The organism is Pseudomonas sp. D3 (assembly GCF_029320995.1).
Classification (GTDB): domain Bacteria; phylum Pseudomonadota; class Gammaproteobacteria; order Pseudomonadales; family Pseudomonadaceae; genus Aquipseudomonas; species Aquipseudomonas paraveronii.
Genome location: NZ_CP119772.1, coordinates 2,076,601 through 2,101,142 on the forward strand (window position 1 = coordinate 2,076,601; position 24,542 = coordinate 2,101,142).

At 46.2% G+C, this 24,542-nt stretch carries 23 protein-coding genes; all 23 read left to right on the forward strand.

What is annotated here, in order from left to right:
- The first annotated feature begins 9 nt into the window (after window positions 1-9).
- The 23 genes from P3S72_RS09540 to P3S72_RS09650 all read left to right on the forward strand — a co-directional run bounded on the left by P3S72_RS09540 (window position 10) and on the right by P3S72_RS09650 (window position 24,541).
- Window positions 10-2,220: a bifunctional prephenate dehydrogenase/3-phosphoshikimate 1-carboxyvinyltransferase gene (locus P3S72_RS09540; RefSeq protein WP_276197914.1), complete on the forward strand. Its 2,211-nt coding sequence runs from the start codon at window positions 10-12 to the stop codon at window positions 2,218-2,220.
- Complete coding sequence (cmk, locus tag P3S72_RS09545; protein WP_177031808.1) at window positions 2,217-2,906, forward strand: (d)CMP kinase; 690 nt, start codon at window positions 2,217-2,219, stop codon at window positions 2,904-2,906. The genes P3S72_RS09540 and cmk overlap by 4 nt, the downstream gene beginning before the upstream one ends.
- Before the next feature lie 119 nt (window positions 2,907-3,025).
- A complete protein-coding gene (gene rpsA, locus P3S72_RS09550) occupies window positions 3,026-4,720 on the forward strand; it encodes a 30S ribosomal protein S1 (protein ID WP_253394215.1) in 1,695 nt (564 codons plus the stop codon).
- Between the two features lie 162 nt (window positions 4,721-4,882).
- Window positions 4,883-5,167, forward strand: coding sequence for a hypothetical protein (locus P3S72_RS09555; protein WP_276197129.1), 285 nt, complete (start codon window positions 4,883-4,885; stop codon window positions 5,165-5,167).
- A gap of 131 nt (window positions 5,168-5,298) precedes the next feature.
- Window positions 5,299-5,595 (forward strand): integration host factor subunit beta, encoded by a 297-nt coding sequence (gene ihfB, locus P3S72_RS09560; RefSeq protein WP_017848846.1) that lies wholly within the window; start codon window positions 5,299-5,301, stop codon window positions 5,593-5,595.
- Between the two features lie 24 nt (window positions 5,596-5,619).
- Complete coding sequence (locus tag P3S72_RS09565) at window positions 5,620-5,862, forward strand: LapA family protein (RefSeq protein ID WP_177031806.1); 243 nt, start codon at window positions 5,620-5,622, stop codon at window positions 5,860-5,862.
- 430 nt (window positions 5,863-6,292) lie between these two features.
- A complete protein-coding gene (locus tag P3S72_RS09570; RefSeq protein ID WP_276197130.1) occupies window positions 6,293-7,660 on the forward strand; it encodes a Wzz/FepE/Etk N-terminal domain-containing protein in 1,368 nt (455 codons plus the stop codon).
- A 749-nt stretch (window positions 7,661-8,409) separates the two neighbouring features.
- Entirely contained in the window at window positions 8,410-9,522 is a 1,113-nt protein-coding gene (locus P3S72_RS09575; protein ID WP_276197131.1) for a DegT/DnrJ/EryC1/StrS family aminotransferase, read from the forward strand.
- A 20-nt stretch (window positions 9,523-9,542) separates the two neighbouring features.
- On the forward strand, window positions 9,543-11,051 hold the full coding sequence (locus P3S72_RS09580) for an oligosaccharide flippase family protein (RefSeq protein WP_276197132.1): 1,509 nt from the start codon (window positions 9,543-9,545) through the stop codon (window positions 11,049-11,051).
- Window positions 11,048-12,334: an O-antigen polymerase gene (locus P3S72_RS09585; protein ID WP_276197133.1), complete on the forward strand. Its 1,287-nt coding sequence runs from the start codon at window positions 11,048-11,050 to the stop codon at window positions 12,332-12,334. Before P3S72_RS09580 ends, P3S72_RS09585 begins: the two co-directional genes overlap by 4 nt.
- Complete coding sequence (locus P3S72_RS09590) at window positions 12,327-13,259, forward strand: glycosyltransferase (protein WP_276197134.1); 933 nt, start codon at window positions 12,327-12,329, stop codon at window positions 13,257-13,259. Before P3S72_RS09585 ends, P3S72_RS09590 begins: the two co-directional genes overlap by 8 nt.
- Before the next feature lie 52 nt (window positions 13,260-13,311).
- Window positions 13,312-14,034: an NAD-dependent epimerase/dehydratase family protein gene (locus P3S72_RS09595; protein WP_276197135.1), complete on the forward strand. Its 723-nt coding sequence runs from the start codon at window positions 13,312-13,314 to the stop codon at window positions 14,032-14,034.
- Window positions 14,024-15,163, forward strand: a complete 1,140-nt coding sequence (locus P3S72_RS09600) for a glycosyltransferase (RefSeq protein ID WP_276197136.1) — start codon at window positions 14,024-14,026, stop codon at window positions 15,161-15,163. Before P3S72_RS09595 ends, P3S72_RS09600 begins: the two co-directional genes overlap by 11 nt.
- Before the next feature lie 49 nt (window positions 15,164-15,212).
- Window positions 15,213-16,247, forward strand: a complete 1,035-nt coding sequence (locus P3S72_RS09605; protein WP_276197137.1) for a polysaccharide biosynthesis protein — start codon at window positions 15,213-15,215, stop codon at window positions 16,245-16,247.
- A gap of 2 nt (window positions 16,248-16,249) precedes the next feature.
- Window positions 16,250-17,362 carry an NAD-dependent epimerase/dehydratase family protein gene (locus tag P3S72_RS09610; protein ID WP_276197138.1) on the forward strand — a complete coding sequence of 371 codons (1,113 nt, stop codon included), beginning with the start codon at window positions 16,250-16,252 and terminating at the stop codon, window positions 17,360-17,362.
- 26 nt (window positions 17,363-17,388) lie between these two features.
- Window positions 17,389-18,519: a UDP-N-acetylglucosamine 2-epimerase (non-hydrolyzing) gene (wecB, locus tag P3S72_RS09615; protein WP_276197139.1), complete on the forward strand. Its 1,131-nt coding sequence runs from the start codon at window positions 17,389-17,391 to the stop codon at window positions 18,517-18,519.
- Window positions 18,520-18,524: 5 nt separating this feature from the next.
- Complete coding sequence (locus P3S72_RS09620; RefSeq protein ID WP_276197140.1) at window positions 18,525-19,745, forward strand: glycosyltransferase family 4 protein; 1,221 nt, start codon at window positions 18,525-18,527, stop codon at window positions 19,743-19,745.
- A 214-nt stretch (window positions 19,746-19,959) separates the two neighbouring features.
- Window positions 19,960-20,595, forward strand: a complete 636-nt coding sequence (locus P3S72_RS09625; RefSeq protein WP_276197141.1) for a sugar transferase — start codon at window positions 19,960-19,962, stop codon at window positions 20,593-20,595.
- A complete protein-coding gene (locus P3S72_RS09630; protein ID WP_276197142.1) occupies window positions 20,588-20,794 on the forward strand; it encodes an acyl carrier protein in 207 nt (68 codons plus the stop codon). Before P3S72_RS09625 ends, P3S72_RS09630 begins: the two co-directional genes overlap by 8 nt.
- Before the next feature lie 166 nt (window positions 20,795-20,960).
- On the forward strand, window positions 20,961-21,992 hold the full coding sequence (locus P3S72_RS09635) for a Rieske 2Fe-2S domain-containing protein (protein ID WP_276197143.1): 1,032 nt from the start codon (window positions 20,961-20,963) through the stop codon (window positions 21,990-21,992).
- Between the two features lie 49 nt (window positions 21,993-22,041).
- Window positions 22,042-23,124 (forward strand): ketoacyl-ACP synthase III, encoded by a 1,083-nt coding sequence (locus tag P3S72_RS09640; RefSeq protein ID WP_276197144.1) that lies wholly within the window; start codon window positions 22,042-22,044, stop codon window positions 23,122-23,124.
- Entirely contained in the window at window positions 23,124-23,882 is a 759-nt protein-coding gene (locus tag P3S72_RS09645) for an SDR family oxidoreductase (protein WP_276197915.1), read from the forward strand. The genes P3S72_RS09640 and P3S72_RS09645 overlap by 1 nt, the downstream gene beginning before the upstream one ends.
- Window positions 23,879-24,541 carry an acetyltransferase gene (locus P3S72_RS09650; protein ID WP_276197145.1) on the forward strand — a complete coding sequence of 221 codons (663 nt, stop codon included), beginning with the start codon at window positions 23,879-23,881 and terminating at the stop codon, window positions 24,539-24,541. The genes P3S72_RS09645 and P3S72_RS09650 overlap by 4 nt, the downstream gene beginning before the upstream one ends.
- The last annotated feature ends 1 nt before the right edge of the window (window position 24,542 follow it).

Here is a 24,542-nt window from a genome sequence, read left to right on the forward strand (position 1 = left end):
GCTGTGCCTATGATCGGTCGCCTGGTGGTGGTCGGTCTGGGCTTGATCGGTGGTTCCTTCGCCAAAGGCCTGCGTGAGAGCGGGTTGTGTGGCGAAGTGGTCGGCGTGGACCTGGACCCGCAATCGCGCAAGCTGGCGGTTGAGCTGGGGGTCGTTGATCGCTGTGAAGCCGACCTGGCGCTCGCGTGCCAGGGCGCCGATGTGATCCAGCTCGCCGTGCCGATCCTGGCCATGGAGAAGTTGCTGACGGTGCTGGCCGGCATGGACCTCGGCCAGGCGATCCTCACCGACGTCGGCAGTGCCAAGGGCAATGTGGTGCGTGCGGCGCAGCAGGCCTTTGGCGGCATGCCCGCGCGTTTTGTGCCGGGCCACCCGATTGCCGGTTCCGAGCAGAGCGGGGTGGAGGCGTCTAATGCGCAGTTGTTCCGTCGGCATAAAGTGATTCTGACACCCCTGGCGCAAACCGATCCGGCAGCCTTGGCCGTGGTCGATCGTCTGTGGCGCGAGCTGGGCGCGGATGTGGAACATATGCAGGTCGAGCGCCACGATGAAGTGCTGGCGGCGACCAGTCATCTGCCCCATCTGCTGGCGTTCGGCCTGGTGGATTCGTTGGCCAAGCGCAACGAAAATCTCGAGATTTTCCGCTATGCCGCCGGTGGCTTTCGCGATTTCACGCGGATTGCTGGCAGCGACCCGGTGATGTGGCACGACATCTTCCTCGCCAACCGCGAGGCTGTGTTGCGCACCCTGGACACCTTCCGCAGCGACCTTGACGCCTTGCGCGACGCGGTCGATGCCGGGGATGGGCACCAGTTATTGGGCGTGTTTACCCGTGCGCGGGTGGCGCGTGAACATTTCAGCAAGATCCTGGCGCGCCGGGCCTACATGGAAACCGCTGTGAACGCCGATGACCTGACCTTCCTCGCCAACCCGGGCGGCCGCTTGAGCGGGCGTATTCGGGTGCCGGGCGACAAGTCGATCTCCCATCGGTCGATCATGCTGGGTTCGTTGGCTGAGGGCGTGACCGAAGTCGAGGGTTTCCTTGAGGGCGAAGATGCCCTGGCGACCTTGCAGGCGTTTCGCGACATGGGCGTGGTGATCGAGGGGCCGCACCACGGGCGCGTGATCATTCATGGTGTCGGCTTGCACGGTTTGAAGCCTGCGCCGGGGCCGATCTATCTGGGCAACTCCGGCACGTCCATGCGCCTGTTGTCCGGCTTGCTCGCCGCACAGCGCTTCGACAGCGTGCTGACCGGCGATGCGTCGCTGTCCAAGCGCCCGATGAATCGCGTGGCCGAGCCGCTGCGGGAAATGGGCGCAGTGATCGAGACGGGCCCGCAAGGGCGTCCGCCGCTGACCATTCGTGGTGGCCAGAAGCTGAAAGGCCTGACCTATACGCTGCCGATGGCCAGCGCGCAGGTCAAATCCTGCCTGCTGCTGGCGGGTCTGTATGCCGAGGGCAAGACCTCTGTCACCGAGCCGGCCCCGACCCGCGATCATACCGAGCGCATGTTGCGCGGTTTTGGGTATCCGGTGGAGGTGGTAGGCGCAACGGCGACGGTCGAGTCGGGTCATGCGCTGACTGCCGCCCATATTGAAGTGCCGGGGGATATTTCCTCGTCGGCGTTTTTCCTGGTGGCGGCTTCGATTGCCGAAGGTTCCGAACTGTTGCTGGAACATGTCGGGATCAATCCGACGCGCACCGGGGTAATCGACATCCTGCGGCTGATGGGCGCGGATATCACCCTGGAAAACCCGCGCGAAGTAGGCGGCGAGCCGGTGGCCGACCTGCGGGTACGTGCTGCCGCGCTGAAAGGGATCGAGATCCCCGAAGCGCTGGTGCCGTTGGCGATTGATGAGTTTCCCGTGCTGTTTGTTGCTGCGGCCTGCGCCCAAGGGCGAACCGTCTTACGTGGTGCGCAAGAGCTGCGCGTCAAGGAGTCTGACCGTATCCAGGTCATGGCCGACGGTCTGCTGGCGCTGGGCGTGAAGTGTGAACCCACCCCTGATGGGATTATCATTGACGGTGGCCTGATGGGCGGTGGTGAGGTCCATGCCCATGGCGATCATCGGATTGCGATGGCGTTCAGCGTGGCTTCGCTGCGAGCAACGGCGCCGATTCGTATCCGTGACTGCGCCAATGTTGCTACGTCTTTTCCGAACTTTCTTACACTGTGTGCCCACGTCGGCATCCGTGTTGCCCAAGAGGCTCAATTGTGAATATCAAAGCACCGGTGATTACCATCGACGGGCCAAGCGGCTCGGGCAAAGGCACGATCGCCGGCATCCTGGCCAAGCGCCTGGGCTGGTGCCTGCTGGATTCCGGCGCGCTGTACCGTCTGCTGGCATTTGCTGCCCGCAACCACGGCGTCGACCTGACCAACGAAGAATCCCTGAAGCTGCTGGCGGCGCACCTTGACGTGCAGTTCGTCGGTGCGACAGAAGGTCATCCCCAGCGCATTATCCTGGAAGGCGATGATGTGACCGATGACCTGCGTAACGAGCAAGTCGGTTCCTGGGCCTCCCAGGTTGCCGCGCTGCCCGCCGTGCGTGATGCGCTGCTACAGCGCCAGCGCGCGTTTCAGGAGCCGCCGGGCCTGGTGGCCGATGGCCGCGACATGGGCACGGTGGTGTTTCCCGAGGCGCCGCTGAAGATTTTCCTGACCGCCAGTGCCGAGGAACGTGCGCGTCGCCGCTACTTGCAGTTGAAGGGCAAAGTCGATGGTGTTAGTCTGTCGAGTCTGCTAGATGAGATCCGTGCACGCGACGAGCGTGATACCCAGCGCGCAGTAGCCCCGCTCAAACCGGCGGCTGATGCCATACAGCTGGATTCCACGGAGTTGTCCATCGAGCAGGTGCTGGAACGCATCTTGAGTGAAATCGCCCTTCGCGATATCGCCGGGTGACCAAGAAGTCTGCAGGGGACCAGTCATAGTCCTGCGGTGCTTCTTTTAATTGAAACTAACCCACACCGTCTGGGGCGTGGAGATGGGCGTATTCTTCGCCCTTATCAACAGGAATTAAAATGAGCGAAAGCTTTGCGGAACTCTTTGAAGAAAGCCTAAAAACCCTGAACCTTCAGGCAGGCTCCATCATCACCGGTGTTATCGTTGATATCGATTACCAAGCTCGCTGGGTAACCGTTCACGCTGGTCTGAAGTCTGAAGCACTCATCCCGCTTGAGCAGTTCTACAACGACGCTGGCGATCTGACTATCAATGTCGGTGACGAAGTTCACGTTGCTCTGGACTCGGTTGAAGACGGTTTCGGTGAAACCAAGCTGTCCCGTGAAAAAGCCAAGCGCGCTGAATGCTGGATTGTTCTCGAAGCAGCCTTCGCAGCTGAAGAAGTGGTCAAGGGCGTTATCAACGGTAAGGTTAAAGGCGGCTTCACTGTCGACGTTAACGGCATCCGTGCGTTCCTGCCAGGTTCTTTGGTCGACGTCCGTCCAGTGCGCGACACCACGCACCTGGAAGGCAAGGAACTCGAATTCAAGGTCATCAAGCTCGATCAGAAACGCAACAACGTTGTCGTTTCCCGTCGCAGCGTCCTGGAAGCAGAGAACTCCGCCGAGCGTGAAGCTCTGCTGGAATCCCTGCAGGAAGGCCAACAAGTCAAAGGTATCGTCAAAAACCTCACCGATTACGGCGCATTCGTCGATCTGGGTGGCGTCGATGGCCTGCTGCACATTACCGATATGGCTTGGAAACGTATCAAGCATCCTTCCGAAATCGTCAACGTTGGCGACGAGATTGATGTCAAGGTTCTGAAATACGATCGCGAACGCAACCGTGTTTCCCTGGGCCTGAAGCAACTGGGTGAAGATCCATGGGTCGCTATCAAAGCCCGTTACCCAGAAAGCACCCGCGTCACCGCGCGTGTTACCAACCTGACTGACTACGGCTGCTTCGCTGAGCTGGAAGAAGGCGTTGAAGGCTTGGTACACGTTTCCGAAATGGACTGGACCAACAAAAACATCCACCCTTCGAAAGTCGTACAAGTCGGCGACGAAGTGGAAGTTATGGTTCTGGACATCGACGAAGAGCGTCGTCGTATCTCCCTGGGCATCAAACAGTGCAAATCTAACCCATGGGAAGATTTCTCTGGCCAGTTCAACAAGGGCGATAAAATCTCCGGCACCATCAAGTCGATCACCGATTTCGGTATCTTCATTGGTCTGGACGGCGGCATCGACGGCCTGGTTCACCTGTCCGACATCTCCTGGAACGAAGTGGGCGAAGAAGCTGTTCGTCGCTTCAAGAAGGGCGACGAGCTGGACACCGTTATCCTGTCGGTTGACCCAGAGCGCGAGCGCATCTCCCTGGGTATCAAGCAACTGGAAAGCGATCCGTTCTCCGAGTACGTTCAAGAGAACGACAAAGGCGCAATCGTTAAAGGCATCGTGAAAGAAGTTGACGCTAAAGGCGCCATCATCACCCTGGCCGACGATATCGAAGCGACTCTGAAAGCCTCCGAAATCAGCCGTGACCGCGTTGAAGACGCGCGCAACGTTCTGAAAGAAGGCCAGGAAGTAGAAGCCAAGATCATCAGCGTTGACCGCAAGAGCCGCGTGATCCAACTCTCCATCAAGTCCAAGGACGAGATCGAAGAGAAAGAAGCTATCCAGAGCCTGCGCGACAAGCCAGCTACCTCTGACATCGCTTCGGGTCCGACCACTCTGGGCGACCTGCTGCGTGCACAAATGGAAAAACAGAACTAAGTTCTGTCAGACCATAGAAAAAGGGCGACTTCGGTCGCCCTTTTTTGTGCCTGAAATTTGTTGAATCAACAACTTAGAACGACGTAGAGCCGACTGATGTCAGAACTGATTATAGTCTTCAGAGAAGCTATTCACGTGTTGCTGATTCAGTAAGGATTTTCAATGAACAGGCTCATTTTAGTGTTCTCAATCGCAATGCTTGCGGGTTGCGCCGCCACCAATGCCAAGACTTACGCCCGGCATGGCGTCAGCGGCATCGAGATCGACTGCTCAGGCTTGGGTTCCAATTGGGAGAAGTGCGAGAAGCGTGCGGCTCGAGAGTGCAAGATGCAGGGGTACAAGGTCATCACCAAGTCCAGTGATGCTAAGGACGAGGAGGGCGATTACTTGTTCGGCTGGAACCCGGCAGGCGCAGTTACCCGCACGATGCTGGTGATCTGCAATTGAGCGTGTAAGCGCTTGATAGTGGAGTCGATCTAGCGCGTAGATAAGTTATTGCATGGGCTGTTCAAATTCATCAAGTCATGCTAAAACCTTTGAAGCGCTTTTCCTAGCTGCTTGAAAAAGAAGGGAAAAATATGACGAAGTCGGAGTTGATCGAACGAATTGTCACCCATCAAGGGCTGCTCTCATCCAAGGATGTGGAGCTGGCCATCAAGACCATGCTTGAACAAATGTCCCAATGCCTGGCCACAGGCGATCGCATTGAGATCCGAGGGTTCGGTAGCTTCTCGTTGCACTACCGCGCCCCACGCGTAGGCCGTAACCCTAAAACCGGACAGTCCGTCAGCCTGGATGGCAAGTTCGTGCCTCACTTCAAGCCGGGCAAGGAATTACGTGATCGAGTGAACGAAGACGAAGAAGAAAACGTCTGAGTGTCTTTGGGGTAGGAGAAAAGTATGCGTGGGATTAAGCGCGCCGTAGTGTTGCTGACAGTGCTGGTGGTTGCACTGGTGGTTATAGCGTTTGTGCTCGAAAACCAGCAGGGCGTGTCTCTCTCGTTCCTTGGCCTGGCGACGGGGCAGGTGCCGGTGTCGGTATTTGTGATCGTGGCGTTGATTGTCGGCATGCTGATAGGGCCATTGTTAGGCGTATTGGTGCGCACTCGGCGTCATAAGTCGGTTCCTGTAGGGCGTGGCTAGGAGGAGGGGGCTCTGCCGTTCTGCAAAAGTCGTGTGCATGCTGAGGCAACCGCTCGTCAGAAAATAGCATCAAAATAGCCCATCAATTTCAGCACTGCCTTGTAATGATGCGGCCACCCTCAAGTAGAAATCCCTCGGATTCATTGGGTTTTAGCTCGATGATTCGGAATTTTCTTTCTGTTTTCAGATTCCTCGGACGTGTTCCATGAGGTTTGGCGCTATACGCGAAAGAAAACCTGATGGCTATGTCAATACTTGCAATATGTCAGAGAGATGGCAAAATGAAATCTGTTCTCGATAACGGGCATTTTGTGCGCTCAAAATTTGGCAGAGACGCTGGGTTTTGACGGTCATCTAACTAGAATAAAAAAGACACAATTTTGTCTGCATAACGAGCCCGCAGTTTCTTTTTTGAAGGCAGGTTTTTGTTGTGAGTAGTAGTTTCCGTGCACCCCCAGCCATCTGTTCCGATGACGTCGACCTTTTCGCACTTATTCAAGTCATATGGAAGCAGAAGATAACCGCAATTTTTATAGCCGCCGCTTTTGGTGTTATAGCTGCGGCGTATGCCTTTTCGGTTACTCCGGAGTATCAAGTCAGTAGTGTGTTACGCCCCCCCGCCATTAATGAATTAGATGCGTTGAATCGTTCTGAAATATATAATCTTCCTCCCGGACAGGCGCTTCTCAAGGTTGGTGCTGCCTTAGAGTCGTATGATACCCGCCTAGGTTTTTTTCGCGCTAATCAAAACTTTTTTGCCAAGTTCGAGCGGCCGGGACGGACGTTAGAGCAAAGCTTCGAAGAGTTTAATCGTAACTCGATAAAATTAGTTTTACCCGATCCGAAAAAAGTTGATTCTCTGAGCTCTTTCATAAAGCTAGAGATGAGCTACCCTAAGGGTATTGATGGTGTCGATATCGTCAATAATTTCGTTGGTTATGCTATTGCTAGTGAGAGAGAGCAGATTTCAGCTGATCTCAAAGTCATCGTACAAAACCGACTTGATGAGATAAAAGGAAAACTCGACTCTGCGCGAGCGGATTATGAAATTCGTAAAGAGGCAAGAATTGCGGATTTAAAAGAGAGAGATGAAGTACGGCGTACCCAATTACAGGATGAGCTAATGGCCTTACGCTCACAACTCCGTATGTTGCGTGCTAACCGCATAGCTCAACTGAATGAAGCCATTGGCATCGCAAAGTCTTTGGGTATAAAAAAACCGAGTACCCCTTCTCTTCTTGGGGACGCTAGCCATACCGGTTCTTCAACTGTTATGCGAGCCGAAATAAATAACCAACAAATCCCACTCTACTTTATGGGCGTTGACGCGCTCGAAGCTGAACGTAGTGCATTACTTCAGCGTAAGTCAGACGATTTCACTGAACAACGTATAGCTCAAATAGCCAGAGAGCTTCAATTGCTTCAGAAAAATCGCGAGATTGAGGTGCTTGGTCAGCGTGAGAATGAGGACTTGTTCCTGGCGGGTGTTGAGCCTCTGCGTGCCGAAGAGGCGAGATTGAGAAATCTCAATATGGATATGAGTCAGCTTAAACTAGTAACCATTGACAAGCAGGCCTTGGAGCCTTTGAATTCGGTGAAGCCCCAAAAGACATTTATTATGTTTATCGGGCTTATGTTAGGCGCTTTGTTAGGGATTGGATTTGTCCTAATGCGATATTTTAATAGTGTGCGTCAATACCAAGATATAGCGCAGGCTAAGGATATACTAGCGCAATGTGATAGGCCAGCGTCGACGGGTAGCAAAAAAAATCTACAAAAAAACCACCAAGAAGTTTAGTTATAATATTCCTCAGTGCATCTCTGATGGATTGAAAATTACCACTCTACTGGAAACTAGCTGTTGTAATTTTTATCTATCGAGGCTGAGGTAACCGATGGGCCTCAAGGACACCGACGTGAGTAATCCTGAGGGAGCGGCTGTGATTAGGGCCGAAAGTATGGGCGCCGTTTAGCCAGAGAAATTTTGAACGCATGACACGGGATGGAACAATTCGTAGAATCCGGGAGGGACGCTGTTGCATTCGATCCAAATTGGGAAATTTGGATTTCTTTGGGCTGAGGTTGCGACCCGCGTAGGGCCTCGCAGCCTCCGGTGAGTCAGCAAGAGCAGTCTGTATAGGCAGGTGAATCCTAAACGGGTATCGTTGCCGTGGGTATTCAGACGTCAAATATAAATACTCTGGTGAAAAATGAATTTTTTAGACATCATTGGTACTGACTGTGGAGGAACCGTCCTTTTTGACGGCGATCGCTCACGTGCGAGTGACCTCTGTGCGGGAACTGTCAACGCTGTGGTGATAAATTTTGGGTAATTCAATGAACTCTCGATTTTCGCGATCTCTGGTGTTGCCCGAAGTGCGTAGAGTGTCAATCAGGGGGTTGTCGAGTTTTTAAAAGTGTTAGAACGGTGAGTTCTGGAGTATTTTCAGTATGTTTTTTGAGTGCATTGTTACTATTTATTGCTGTGTTAATGCCAGGTTCTAATCAGGTTAATGCGTATGTTAATAATATTATTAAGGATGCGATGTGAACAATAAACCAATATACGTAACTCAGCCGTCGCTGCCGTTGTTAGCAGAGTTTAATACCTATCTGGAGAAAATTTGGAGCAGTAAGATACTAACCAATGGCGGCGAAATGCACCAGGCTCTGGAGAGAGAGCTGTGTGACTATCTTGGTGTGGAGTATGTGTCGCTATTTAATAATGGAACTATAGCCCTCTTAACCGCGATTCAGGCACTTGGGATAAAAGGGGACGTTATTACTACTCCATACTCTTTTGTAGCGACCGCGCACTCATTATTGTGGAATGGAATTAAACCGATTTTTGTAGACATTGATCCTATCAGTATGAATATGGATCCCAATAAAATTGAAGAAGCAATTACGCCTGCAACAACAGCTATTATGCCGGTACATTGTTATGGTAATGCGTGCGATATTGTTGCAATAGGCGATATTGCCAGAAAGCACAGTCTGAAGGTTATTTATGATGCTGCACATGCATTTGCCGTTAAGGATCATGATGGCCGCAGTCTTTTAAATCATGGTGACTTAAGTGTGCTGAGCTTTCATGCGACAAAAGTCTTTAATACTTTTGAAGGGGGGGCAATTGTTTGTAGAACTAAAGAAATGAAGGCGCGAATAGACCAGCTGAAAAATTTCGGATTTGTTGATGAGGTAACGGTCGCAGCACCTGGTATCAATGGGAAGATGAGCGAAGTTAATGCGGCTTTTGGATTGTTGCAACTTAAAACCATAGATTCTGTACTAAGCAAAAGAAAGAATGTTGCCTGTTATTATAGGGCCGAGCTCTCAGATGTGAAAGGCATCAAGTTAACGGAGCAGGCGAGCTTTGAGCGTTCTAATAACTCGTATTTTCCACTGTTAATTATGTCGGATTTCCCTGTATCGCGTGATGAGCTGTATCAGCGCTTTAAAGAAGTCAATATTTTTAGTCGCCGTTATTTCTATCCGTTGATTAGCGATTTTCCAATGTATAATCATTTGGAGTCATCATCTAAACAAAATTTACCTGTGGCTGGAGAAATAGCAAAACAAATTATTTGTCTTCCAATACATACGGAGCTTGATTTAGAAGATCTAGAACGTATTGTAACAGTAATAAGAACTTGTTAGCTATACTTGCGGGTGAGGAAGTGTCAGTCAAAAAAAATGTAATTGCGAACTACGTCAGCCAAATTTATGTGACACTCGCGGGTATAATTATGTTGCCTTTGTATCTTCGATACATGGGTGCAGAAACATACGGGCTGCTGGGTTTCTTTACGATGCTTCAAGCTTGGTTTAATTTACTAGATCTGGGCTTGACACCGACTATAAGTCGAGAAGCAGCACGTCTGAAGGCGCGGGCACTTAGTATTCTCGAATTCAAACGGCTATTTCGAGGGCTTAGTGTCCTTTTTTTTGGTGTCGCAGTCGCCGGCGGTGGATGCATATTTATACTTGCCCCCTATATCTCAACGGGTTGGTTGAAAGTAGAAGTTCTTTCAATTAAGCAAGTGACATTAGCCGTTCAAATTATGAGTATTTGCGTGGCGCTGCGTTGGATTGGTGGCTTGTATCGAGGTGTTATAAGTGGTGTAGAGGAGCAAGTGTGGCTGGGGGCTTTTAATGTTGTATTTACTACACTGCGATTTGTAGTTGTACTCCCTGTCATGTGGTATTTTGGGTATGCCGCTGAAATATTTTTTATTTATCAACTTGTTGTTGCATTGTTGGAGGTTTTGGGGTTGTTGTGCAAGTCGAAAAATATTATAGGTGGTTATAAGTGTGATATGCGAGATGTTGGTTGGTCAATGAAACCAGTCAGGGCCATATTGAGGTTTTCAATGACTATCGCATTCACCTCATCGGTCTGGGTTTTCGCGACTCAAACAGACAAATTATTATTGTCTAAGTTGATGGCTTTGAAAGAGTATGGTTTTTTTACTCTCGCAGTGTTAGTGGCAAGTGTAGTGATGGTTATTAGTGGTCCTATAAGCTCTGCGATTATGCCAAGAATGGCCAACTTATATTCTCAAGAAAAAAATAACGAAGTTATTGATTTGTACCGGAACTGTACTCAGTTAGTGAGTCTGCTGGCGGGTACTGTAACCCTGACTCTGATGTGTGCTTCAAGTCAACTGTTATACGCATGGACAGGCGGGGCACAGTTGGAAGATAACACTGCATTAGTATTAAAGCTTTACGCTCTCGGGAATGGATTTCTAGCAATTGGAGCGTTCCCTTATTATATGCAATATGCGAAGGGGGACTTGAGCTATCATTTAATAGGGAACTTAATAATGATAGTAACAATCTTACCAGCGACGTATTTCTCTGCAACTCTGTATGGCCCTGTGGGAGCGGGGTGTGTATGGTTGGTTGTTAATCTATTGTTTTTGTTATTTTGGGTTGCATATGTGCATCATAAACTAGTGCCGGGCTTGCATAAGGAGTGGCTGCTGAATGATGTTTTGAAAATATTAACTCCCGGAATAACCGTTAGCTTATTGATAAGCTTATGGGACTTCAAGGCTGTTGGGGTGATACAAAATTTGTTGTTTGTAGCAGGAGCAGGGCTGTCAATTTTGTTGGCAATGGTTTTGTTTTCTCATCGGGTTTTGAAATTGTCAATTTTTGATAAAATGAAGGGGCTGAGATGATACTTTTTCCGTTGTTCGCTACAGCTCTGCTGTTGTTCCTTTATCAAGCTCTGAATAAGTTTAAGGTTGGAGTTGTTAGCTATTTGATATTTGTTTATTTCTGCTCTATAGTCTGCTCTTTAGTGCTGTATTTATTTTTTGATTACAGTGAAAGTTATATTTTGGAATTTGAACCGATATTCTATTTTTCGTCAGGTTTGTGTGTCTTACTTATAGGTTTTTTTCGGTTTCGGGATTATCGATTAAAGAAAGTTGTTTTGAATAATATAAGACTTATTAAATTTATAGAGTTGGCCATTATCCCTTTTACAATTGGTGCGATAGTCTTTTTTATGTTGCATGCTCTGACGGTTTTAAGCGGAGATATAGAGGCGAACAGATACGCGGTGGTTGCAGGGGAAGAAAATTACTTGGGGGGGATGGGTGTTATTAACTCTATCTTCTCGCTAGTTGCTAACTTGTTTCTTTTGAATATGTTGTATTCTTTCCTGAATTTAACGGAGTCCTATCCCGGTGCCAGCACTGGTAAGGCATTCATGCACTTGATGTTAAGTACTGTTTATATTTTTTATATCATGGCGTATGTTGGCAGAGATGGCGTAGTATTTTGGGGAATGTCTCTGATTTTTTTCTATCTTTTGTTCAAGGATTTTATTGTTGAAGGTAATCGAAGATATCTAAGGCGCTCAGCCATGGTGCTAGCCGTTCCGGCTGTATCGATGTTTATGATGATTTCTATTTATCGTTTTGGGGGGGGCGGTGCGGGACATGTGGTGCTCGCTCTATTAGATTATGCAGGTCAACAATTACTTAATTTTAACGATCATTATCTAGTTGATGCTCCGCTCGCCCACGGGGCAATTTCGTTTGCTCCAATAGTGACATTTGAATCCTATTTTTTGGGTGCTGACTCTTTGCATTTCGATAAGGATGCTTGGAATCAGGTGTTCTTGGATAAAGGTGTAATGCCATGGGTGTTTACTACCCTCATTGGCTCTTTTATGTACGATTTCGGCAGAGCCGGTGGTTTTGGCGTGGTTGTTTTCCTCAGTGGTTTTGTATATTGCATTTTACGTGATGTGAAAAGACATGGTTTTATCAAATTCTCTGACCTTATATTGTTTGTTTTAGTGTTTCAGATAGTTTCATGGGGGGTCTTCTATTATAGGCAATATTCTTCTTTCTTCTATATATTAAGTCTTCTTGCTCTGGCGGGCGTGAGTAAGCTATCAGGCGGTGCGAGCAAAGTTATATTAAGTAAGGTAGGGTGCGCAGATGAATGATTCTGTTATTGTTAGTGTTGTATGTACTACTTACAACCAGCGAGAGTATATTGTTGAGGCAATCGAATCGTTTCTCGCACAGAAGTTAAACGTACCTTATGAAATAATTATCCATGATGATGCTTCTACTGACGGCACACGTGAGATATTGAGCTCTTATGCTGAACAATACCCACAAATTATCCGCGTAGTTCAACAGAATCAAAATATCTATTCGACGGGTAAACGGGTTTTTGATGTGGCACTTTCTTATGCCAGGGGCGCTTTCATTGCGCCCTGTGAGGGAGACGATTTTTGGTGCGACCCATTAAAATTATCTAAACAACTAAGCTATTTACAAAAAAATAGTGACTATGGCGCGGTATTTACTGATGCTAATGTTCTTGTTCAAGCAACAAAAACTTTAACGTTAAATCATGACGCATCGAGAGGTTTCTTTCCTGCGAGCGGTGATGTAAGGGAGAAGTTAGTTCGAGGGAATCCTTACAAGTCGTGTACCGCGTTGCTGCGACTGGAAGCGGTGACCGGTTATTGTGAGCATGCCAACTTTCTGAAATCAAAAATGCTTGATTATATTATTTGGCTGCACGTTGCAAGTAATTATAAGATAGGTTATTTGAACGAAAGCACTGCTACTTATCGGGTGCTTTCGCAAAGTGCGTCGCATTTCTCAGAGCACAGTGGAAAGATAAGGTTTGAGAGGAGTGCCTATAAGGTTTCGGTGTTCTTCAATAAACGCTTTGGTGGTATTGTTGGACGGGAAGAGCTAAAATCTGCATATGCACATAATATGTTCATTTACTTTCTTAAAAAACTAGACCTCAAATGTGCGCTAAGCTATATACGTTGTGATCGGCCATTTGTAAAGCAAGCTTTAGCCGTGGCCAAGCGACAACTTCGAGCTCTAGCTTGCCGGTTGAGATAAATTTCTAATCGGTTCCGTTGATTTTGTGCAATCATTTCGATAAGTGTTCTCAATGAATAGAATAATTGGCAGTGGATTGATTGGTAAGAGCATGGTCAATCTGAAGACGGATGCGGGCTGCCTTATAATTGGTGCTGGCGTTTCTAATTCGGGTGAGACGCGAGCGTCCGAATTTCTTCGCGAGAAGGAGCTGGTCGAGTCCTTGCTATATAAATACCGTGCTTTGCGGGTAGTTTATTTTTCTACGTGTAGTGTAAATCAATCGATAAAGACCCCTTACGTCAATCATAAGATTGCTATGGAGAGTATGATTTCATCGCTGGCGGAAGAGTGGTGTATCTACAGGCTTCCACAGGTGGTCGGATTGGTTAACAATACAACATTAATTAGTTATCTGGTTAGGGCTATATTAGATAAATCAGTTTTGACACTCCATGTTAAAGCACGCAGACGTTTGATAGATATAGATGATGTTGTGCGAGTGTGCGAGCTTCTGCTAAATTCGGATAAGGGTATTAATACAGTTCAAAACATTGCGCCATCTTATTCGGTTTCTGTAGTGGAGATAGTTGAACATATTGCACTTATCCTTTCGACGCGTCCGCGCTATGAGTTGCTCGACTCTGGCGAATCTTATGATATAGATCTGCAAGATATCATGGGTTTTATTGGTCGTGAGGATACTATATTTGCGCGCTCTTATTGGAGCAAAGTGCTTGATAAATATGTTGCACAAATGAGAAATAATATTCTGAAGGGCTTCTATGAATATTAATCGTAGGATGCATGTTCTAATAAATTGTTCCAATTTGCATGTCGGTGGTGCTGTCGCCGTAGCAACTTCTTTTATTAGGTCTTTGAGTTTAAAAGATAATCTGGAGTTTGATGTTTCAATCTTGACCTCTACCAAGGTGATGAACAATCTCAATGAGTTGGACGTCGATTTTTCAAGGTTTAAAACCGTCGCAGTTTTCGACTTTTTAGGAATAGAGGCTCTCTGGAGTGGAATGTCGCGTCATCTGACCGGGTATGAATTGGTGTTTACTGTATTTGGTCCTGCGTATTCGATTTACAAAGTGAATAAGCATCTTGTAGGGTTTGCCCAGCCATCAATAATTTATCCTAAGAGTCGAGCTTTTTTTAAGGTTCCCTTTTTAAAGCGAGTTTTACTAAGGTTGAAACTCAAGGTTCAAGAGTACTTTTTTGCTCAGGCCGACGCTCTTGTCGTAGAGCTAAATCATGTCAAGGTTGGGTTGGAACGTAAATCGTCCTTCCGCGGAAAAGATATTTATGTTGTCAATAGCGCAGTTGATTCTGTTTTTACTGAGCCCAGTCGTTGGGTATCAATTGACAGCACCATGGAATTTAAAAAAGTACTTAAGTTGGGTGTCATTTCCCGAAATTACGTGCATAAAAATCTTGATATCCTCCCTTATATTAAGCAGTCATTAAAAAGCGAGCATGATCTTGATGCGGAATTTTTTGTGACTTTTGTGCCTGAAGAGTGGAATAGATGCTCTGAGTTTTTCAGATCTAACATTAACAATGTAGGGCCTTTGACGCTTGCGCAATGTCCTACATTCTATAATTCGCTAGACGGTGTGGTTTTTCCTAGTCTTTTGGAGTGTTTCTCTGCTGTTCCAATAGAAAGTATGTTGATGGAAAAGCCTCTTTTTGCGGCAGATCTCCCATTTATAAAAGACTGCTGTAAGGTCTATGCTAATTATTTTAAATCCGAGGATTGCAGGTCTGCAGCTGCTGTAATTGCGGAATATTTTTTAAAGACCTCCGACGAGCAGGCGGATTTTGTGGGGCAGGCGCGGCGCTTTGTGAGTTCATATCCTTCTGCTGAAGATAGAGCAGAATCATATTTGAGTTTGATAAGGCATGAGTTACACGGCTGAATTTAGCTTCCTGCAAATTTATAGTTTCAGATAGTTTTATGAGGTATTTATGTTTAAAGATAAAGTTTTGCTCTTGACCGGTGGTACGGGTTCTTTTGGAAATGCTGTTCTTGCTCGGTTTCTCAAAACCGAAATTTCTGAAATTAGAATATTTAGTCGGGATGAGAAAAAGCAAGATGATATGCGAAAGAAATACAACAGTCCTAAGTTGAAATTTTACATCGGTGATGTTCGCGATCTGCAAAGTGTAGTTAGTGCAATGCGAGGAGTCGATTATGTTTTTCATGCTGCGGCACTCAAACAAGTTCCGTCTTGCGAATTCCATCCAATGGAAGCGGTCAAGACTAATATTATCGGTACAGATAACGTTTTGGAAGCTGCAATACTAAATGATATACAGCGAGTCGTCTGTTTAAGTACCGATAAGGCCGTTTACCCGATCAATGCGATGGGGATTTCCAAGGCCATGATGGAAAAAATCATGGTAGCTAAGTCCCGTACTGTCGATGAGTCTAAAACAGTTATTTGTGGTACTCGTTATGGAAACGTAATGGCTTCTCGGGGGTCGGTCATTCCTTTGTTTATTGACCAAATTAGGGCTGGTAAGCCTCTATCTATTACCGATCCCAATATGACGCGCTTCATGATGACGCTTTCTGATGCGGTTGATCTAGTTATTTATGCATTTGAGCATGCCAATAATGGCGACCTTTTTGTACAGAAAGCTCCTGCAGCTACCGTCGAGACGCTAGCAAAAGCCTTGTGCTCTTTGCTTGGAGTTCCTGACCATCCGGTGCATGTGATAGGTACACGCCATGGTGAAAAGCTATACGAGGCGCTCTTAAGTCGTGAAGAAATGGCATGTGCGGAGGATATGGGTGATTATTACCGTATTCCACCTGATCTTCGAGACTTGAATTACACTAAATTTGTGGAAGAAGGTGAGGAGAAAATTTCCCGTGCGGAGGATTACAACTCTCATAACACCACCAGGTTGGAGATTAAGGAAATGGAAACCCTACTTCTCAAGCTCGATTTTATGCGCGCTATTCGGAATGGTGAGCAGGTAACCCCAGAGGAATGAAAATGAAGGTTCTAATTACGGGTGCAGACGGCTTCCTAGGTCGTAATTTAACAACTCATTTGAACGAAATTCCCGATGTCGAAATTGTGAAATTTTGCAGGGGGGATAATCTTTCAGATATAGAAGTTCATACACCTCAGTTGGATTTTATTTTTCATTTGGCTGGGGTTAATCGTCCCCAAAGTATTGGTGAGTTTGCGGTTGGTAATGTTGATTTAACTGCCTCGATTTGTGAGTTGGTAAGCAAGTCCGGACGTAATATTCCGATACTTTATACGTCTTCGACACAAGTGTCTCAGGAAAATGCTTATGGAGTAAGTAAAAATGAAGCCGAGAAAGTACTCGAGTTGCATACTCGCTTGAGTGGCTCTGCTGTATTGATTTACCGATTGCCGAATGTTTTTGGGAAATGGTCGCGTCCAAATTATAATTCGGTTGTTGCGACCTTCTGCCACAATATTTTTCATGAGATACCTATTATTATCAATAATCCTGACTCGATTATCGATTTGGTATATGTAGATGATGTTGTCGAGTCATTTATTAATGCAATGAATGTCCCTACGGCAGGGCTCCATCGGCTTAGTATTAATCCTCAATACCAGATAACCGTGGGCGCGCTGGCTGAAAAAATTTATAAATACAAAAAATCCCGTGAAACACTGTTGTCTGAAAAAGTTGGCGTGGGTTTGTCGCGGGCTCTATATTCTACGTATCTAAGCTTTGCTTCGCCAGAGTCTTTTTCTTATCCGGTAAAAAAATATGAGGATCCCCGAGGAACTTTTGTTGAAATGTTGAAGACTAAAGATTCAGGGCAGTTTTCATATTTTACCGCCCACCCCGGTATTACTCGGGGCGGGCATTACCATAATACTAAAACCGAAAAGTTTCTCGTAATCAAGGGTGAGGCATGCTTTCGATTTCGTCACATAGTAACTAATGAATATTACGAATTATTTACTAATGGAGAAACTCCGCAAATAGTCGAAACTGTGCCAGGCTGGACACATGACATCACAAATGTTGGTGATTGTGAGATGGTAGTAATGCTTTGGGCTAATGAGATTTTTGATCGAGCTCGGCCTGATACTTTTCAATCACCTATTTTCCATTAAATAAGCTACCGCCGTCGGAGGTGCTCATGAAAAAAATGAAAGTCGTGACCGTGGTTGGCACGCGCCCTGAAATCATTCGTCTTTCGCGCGTGATGGCGAGTCTTGACGAGCACTGTGAGCACGTATTGGTTCACACTGGACAAAATTATGATTATGAACTCAATCAGATTTTTTTTGATGATTTGGGTATTCGCAAACCAGATCATTTTTTAAACGCAGCAGGTCAAAGCGGTGCGGAAACTATAGGTAATGTAATCATTGCGGTTGATCGGGTGCTTGCGGAAATCCAACCGGAGGCGCTTCTGGTCCTGGGTGATACCAATAGCTGTATGGCGGTTATTCCAGCTAAGCGGCGTAAAATTCCAACGTTCCATATGGAAGCCGGTAATCGCTGCTTTGATATGAGAGTTCCTGAGGAGATTAATCGTCGGATTGTGGATCATACTTCAGATATAAATCTGACCTATAGTACGATCGCGAGGGATTACTTGCTGCGCGAGGGACTTCCCCCGGACATGGTTATCAAGACCGGTAGTCCGATGTTTGAAGTGCTGAGTTATTACAAAGGAGCTATTGAGTCCTCTGATATTTTAGAACGACTGGGCCTTGAATCAGATAATTTTTTTACCGTCAGCGCCCATCGTGAAGAAAATATCGACTCGGATTATAATTTTACCAAGTTAGTGAGTATCCTTAACGAGGTTGCTGAGGTCTATGGCCATCCAGTCATTGTTTCTACTCACCCTCGAACTCAAAAACGTGTTGACTCGATGGGTGTTAAGTTCCATCGTAATGTGCGTTTACTAAAGCCTTTAGGTTTTATGGACTACAACAAGCTTCAAATAGAAGCTAAGGCTGTCTTGTCTGACAGTGGGACAATTAATGAGGAATCTTCCATTCTAAATTTCCCTGCACTGAATCTTCGCGAAGCGCATGAGCGTCCGGAGGGAATGGAGGAAGCATCGGTAATGATGGTGGGGTTGGAAGTGGAGCGTGTAATGCAGGCTCTTGGTGTGTTAAAAAGTCAAGCTCGAGGTGAGTTCCGATCATTACGGCTCGTAGGTGACTACAGTATGCCTAATGTCTCAGAGAAGGTTGTTCGAATTATTCACAGTTATAGAGACTATGTAATGCGTACAGTCTGGAAAAGGTACTAAGTAGTATGGCGATTCGTGTTTTATTGATGACCCAGTGGTTTGACCCTGAGCCGACATTCAAAGGGTTGGTTTTTGCTCGAGAACTGGTTAGTCAAGGATTTGACGTTGAGGTTGTTACGGGGTTTCCAAACTACCCAGGTGGGAAAATTTACCCTGGATATAAAATGAGGATGTTGCAGAAAGAAATGATTGATGGCGTTAATGTAACTCGAGTGCCATTGTATCCAAGTCATGATAAGAGTAAGTTCGGCCGAATTTTAAATTATTGCAGTTTTTCTATTTCGTTGATCTTATATAGTCTATTTTGCAAGAGGCCAGACGTTATATACTCTTATCATCCACCTTTAACGGTGGGTGTCGGAGCTGCAATTATCGGGCTTTGTCGGCGTGTGCCAGTCGTCAACGATGTCCAGGATATGTGGCCTGATACGTTGAGGTCAACCGGCATGATTTCTAACAAGTCTGTACTTTCGGTAGTTGGGAGTGTGTGTGCTTGGGTCTATAAGCGGTCAACAAAGATAGTTGTATTATCACCTGGATTTAAAACGCTTCTAATAGAGCGAGATGTTCCTTCTGAAAAAATTGAAATTATTTATAACTGGTGTGCCGAAGATTATGTAAGCCAATCACAGGATTTGAATAAGCCTGTGTTCAAGGTAAATAATAAATTTCGTGTTCTCTTTGCGGGGAATATGGGGCGTGCTCAAGCACTGGATGTAGTGTTGCACGCTGCCAGAATCGTATCGACTAAGGTTCCTACCATTGAATTTGTTTTTTTGGGAGGAGGGTTGGAGGTCGATAATCTTAAGCGTTTAGCTCAAGAACTTGAATTAAATAACGTTGAATTTTTTCCCCCTGTTCCTATGGGAATGGTTGGATCTTATCTGAGTTCTGCAGATGCACTGTTAGTTCATCTTAAAAAGGATGAGCTGTTCAGGATTACAATCCCTTCCAAGACCCAGGCTTATATGGCTGCAGGGCGGCCGTTGCTTATGGCTGTTGATGGTGATGCCGCGGACCTCGTCAAACTCAGCGGTAGCGGTTTAGTCGCTGAGTCGGGTAATGCGAATTCTATCGCGGAAGCTGTTATTCAGCTGTTTAATACACCGACTGACGAACGACATGCGATGGGGCAAAACGGAGTGAGTTATTATGAAAAAAATCTTTCAATGGAACGCGGTGTAGAAAAATTTGGATCACTATTTAAATCGCTTGTAAAGCACTAAATGGTGCGTAGCCTCAGCATAGTTTTGAAGTATCAGAAATCTAGAGGGACAGTGCTAATTTTCTACCGTATTTGTATTTTTGCTTTACTTTATTTGATGTGGATGTTTTAAAAATACGCGCGTCGAAAGTTTAAAGGGAACATTATTTTGACGCTAAAAGTTCTGAACGACATTCTCTCAGATTTCATGGTCTGGGATGATGGGGGGTTTTGCATTGAAGCGAATATTTGATATAGTCCTTGCAATTTTCGGCTTGCTTGTGCTTTCACCAGTTATCCTATTGCTGTCGATTTTAGTTCGAGTCAAGCTGGGTCGACCTGTTTTTTTCACTCAGCTTCGGCCTGGACTGAATGGTAAACCATTCAAAATGATCAAATTTCGCACAATGAGGCACGGTGTTGATAAAAATGGAAAGCCCCTTCCGGACGGTGAGAGGATGACCGAATTTGGCCGAGCATTACGATCGACTAGCCTTGATGAGCTGCCAGAGCTTTGGAATGTTTTGAAGGGGGAGATGAGTCTGGTCGGTCCTCGTCCTTTGTTAATGCAATACCTTCCTTTGTATTCCATAGAACAGAGTCGTCGTCATGAGGTCAGACCTGGCTTAACGGGTTGGGCTCAGGTCAATGGTCGAAACCTGTTAAGTTGGGATCAAAAGTTTGAGCTGGATACATGGTATGTCGATAATAAATCTTTTTGGCTTGATGTGAAAATTATTTTTCTTACAGTAAAAAAAGTGCTAGTAAGAGACGGCATTTCCCAACGCGGCAATGAGACTATGGAGCCCTTTACAGGGGCTGAAGTTATGAAACATAAGAAATCTAATGTGATAGGAGGCAGTAATGAATGAGACAATTTTGCGCTTGATAGAAGAGTCAATGGAAGCTGACGAAAATACTATTTCTTTCGGTCAACAATTAGATTGGGACTCGATTGCGATCGTAACATTTATGGCGTTGGTTGATGAGCGTCTAGGTAAAACAATTTCCGCCGATCGGTTGAATAAGTGCGAAACCGTAGATCAGGTTGTAGAGCTTGTTGCGGCTTAACTATATATCTATAGCGGATAAATAGGTGTGTGAACGCTCAGCTGGATTTTCCTGCTGGGCATTTGCATTTCTGGCTTACGTAAGTCAGTGACGTTTCCGAAGTGCGGGCACAGAACGTTTTGTAATGTGGTCATTTTTTTTCGAGTGACGGGAGACCTGGATAAGTATGATTACTTTGGAATCTACTAAAATTTCTGAAGATTTAATTAATTGTTACTGGCACCCTATTGCGCACAAGTCCGAACTTTCCAGTGATCGAGATTTTATTCGTTTCAATATAAAAAATTTCGAGGTGGTAGTAATAAATGATAAGGGGAACTTTGTTGCATTTGATAACTTGTGTCCTCATAGAGGTGCGCGGTTTTTTGTCGAGGATTTTGGTAATGAGGTAGTAAAGTGCCTTTATCATGGTTGGAGTTATACTCGTGGTAAAGTCAATGTTGCCGGAGTAAAAAATTTTCAAGGATGTGGTATCGAACATGCTGCCTTAAATGAATTTAATTTGGAAGCTTGTGGTGATTTCTTGTTTTTTTCCATTGCGCCTAAAGCAAAGCTCAAGGAGCAGTTAGGTGTAAAAGTATACGAACTTTTGCGGAAAATTGGTTCTGATATTGAATCTCGTGCTGATTTTAATCGTTATCCATTCGAATGTGACTGGACTATTGCACTTGAAAATGCTTTGGAGCCCTATCATATCCCTTTGATTCATACTGACACGTTGGCATCGCTTCAGCTGGGGGTGGGAGTGAACGAGTTTCACGGTGAAAACTCTATTTGGTACTCTCCTGTTGAAAATGAAAAAGTGGAAAAACGTCTTAAAAGCCTGAATCGTTTTTATTCGACAACCGATGCGTTTCAGGGTTATATGAGTATATTTATATTTCCGTTTTCGATGGTTTCTTCTACGTTTGGTTATTCTTTTTCAATTCAGAATTTTTTTCCTTCTGCTTCGAATGAATCGACTTTCTTTACGAGCCGTCTTTACCCGACCAGAAATAGTGAATCTCGGTACAAGGACATGACTCAAGGGTTTGTGCATTCAAGTGCCGAGATGAACCGAAGGATATTTGATGAGGATCATCAAATTTGTAAAAGAATTCCAAGCAAAGCCTGGTCAATCTTGCCACCCAGATTTACAAGTACGCTAGAGGAAAAATTAATTCACTTTCGTGAATCTTGTGCAAAATGGATTAAGTAGGCAGTCTCGGTTTTTCATAAAGCTGTAGGGTTAAAAATAGGAGAGTAGGATGGCGGCCAATAGTCAGGTTCGATTAGTCAAAGATGTTCGTATCAAGGGTATCGCCTGTTCTATACCTGGAAAGGTTGAAGAGGTAGCATTCCTGAGTGATATTTTTGGCGCCCAAAGTGTTAATAAAATTATTGGTAGTACAGGAGTCGAGCGCCGCCATGTCGTTTCGGATGAGTGCTCTTCTGATCTTTGTTTGTCCTCTGCAGAGCGTCTTATTGAAGATTTGGGAGTCGATAAAGATACCATTGATACTCTCATATTTGTTTCGCAAACCCATGATTACAGCCTCCCTGCTACCGCGTGTGTCTTACAGGAACGTCTCGGTTTGTCAATGCATACGGCTGCGTTTGATGTGGCCCTAGGATGCTCTGGTTACGTTTACGGTTTGTGGATGGCCGCTTCCTTACTTTCGGGTGGTGGAAGTAAGCGTGCTTTGTTATTGGTGGGCGATACCATAAGCAAAATTGTGTCTCCTAACGATCGTTCTGTGGCTGCTTTGTTCGGTGATGCGGGAACTGCCACTTTGCTCGATTATGAGCCGGGGGCTCCTGTCATTCCATTTGTTATGGGAACAGATGGCCGCGGTGCACAAAATCTGGTCGTGCCATCAGGAGGTTTTAGGGACCCAGACGGTAGCTTCACGCAAACTACCGAGGAAGGTGTTCGTGGTCCCTTTGACTTGTATATGAATGGTGCTGAAATTTTTGCGTTTACATTGGCTCGCGTTCCTGCATTAGTAAAGGCATTACATGAAGCGGATCAAAAAAATTCAAAGATTATTGATAAATATGTTTTCCATCAAGCCAATCGTTTCATGCTTGATCACCTTGTGAAAAGGATGAAGCTTGATCGTGAGAAAGTGGTGCTTGATATAAAGGATGTAGGTAATACTAGCTGTGCGTCGATTCCACTGGCAATTAGCTTGCATCAGGGTAAAAAAGGTGCCTTTGTATCTGGTCGCTATATGCTAGCGGGGTTTGGAGTAGGTTACTCATGGGCGGGGTGTGTTGCAGAGTTTGATCACGTCTGGGTTAGCCCGTTGACTGTGACTTCAACTTTTGGGAAGGAGACGAGTAAGTGATAATGGCTAATCCTTTCTCTCTAACCGATAAGCATATTCTGGTGACCGGTGCCTCTTCGGGTATTGGCCGTGAAGTTTCAGTTTGGCTTAGTAAACAGGGCGCAAAAATTACATTAGCCGCGCGTGACTCAGGGCGGTTGAAATCTACACTTAGTATGATGGAGGGGAGTGGTCATACAGTTGAGGTTGTTGATTTTTTGGATGGTACTGATATCCCGCAATGGCTCAAAGCAGTTGCGAAGTCATCTTCTCCTTTTGACGGACTGGTTCACGCGGCTGGTGTGCAGTTACCAATGCCTATTCGTGCAACTAGCGTGGCGCATTGGGAAAAAATCATGTCGACCAATGTGACCTCTGGTTTTTCGCTTATCAAGGCGTTCCGACAAAAAGGCGTTTGTAATCCAGATGCTAGTATTGTCCTCATTTCTTCCGTCATGGCTCAAGCTGGGGAGCCTGCGCTCTTGGGATATTGTGCGAGTAAGGGGGCAGTAGAATCTATGGTCCGAGCCGCGGCTGTGGAGCTGGCCCGTGAAGGTATCCGTGTCAATGCTATTGCGCCGGGCGTAGTACAAACTGAGCTTGTCGATAGCTTAGAAAGTTTAGTGGGAGCCGACTCGATGAAAGCTATTGAGCAGCGCCACCCTTTGGGCTTTGGTAAGGCTGAAGATGTTGCGTATGCTGCGAACTATCTATTGTCGCCTGCCGCACGTTGGGTTACCGGTACCGCTTTGGTTGTCGATGGAGGTTATCTGGCATGATGACTAAGAAACTCATCATAATGGGGGCTGGAGGTTTTGGTCGTGAGGTTCACGCCTGGCTGATCGACTCGATTCGGAATGGTGCCTGTAAGCCGACAAGTAAGGTTGTTTGGGAAATTGCTGGATTTATTGATGATGTCAGCAATGCACCTGATGTTTTTCCAGGGCTTCCGCCGATTTTGTCGAAAATAGAAGATTACATGCCCGCGCTGAATGAATATGTTGTCTGCGCGATAGCCAATCCTGCTGCAAAAAAACTTTTAACTAGCAAGCTGCTTACGAAAGGAACTGCTTTTTTTACTCTTATTCATCCCAGCGCTGTGGTGGGAACCAATGTGACTATTGGTTTTGGCAGTGTTATTTGCCCTTTCACCGTGCTGTCTACTGACCTCGTCGTCGGGGATTTTGTAACAATTAACTCAGGCTGTACCATTGGACATGATACCTCCATAGCAAGTTATTGTACCTTGAGTGGAAATTGTGACGTTACCGGCGGTGCGAAGTTGCTTGAGGGGGCCTTTCTTGGTTCTCGAGCAGTTATTGTCCCGAACGTGACTGTGGGAGAGTACGCGGTCGTTGGTGCGGGCAGTGTTGTGATAAGAAAAGTTGCGCCTGGGGTTACGGTATTTGGTGTTCCAGCCAAACGCATTTCGGGATAGA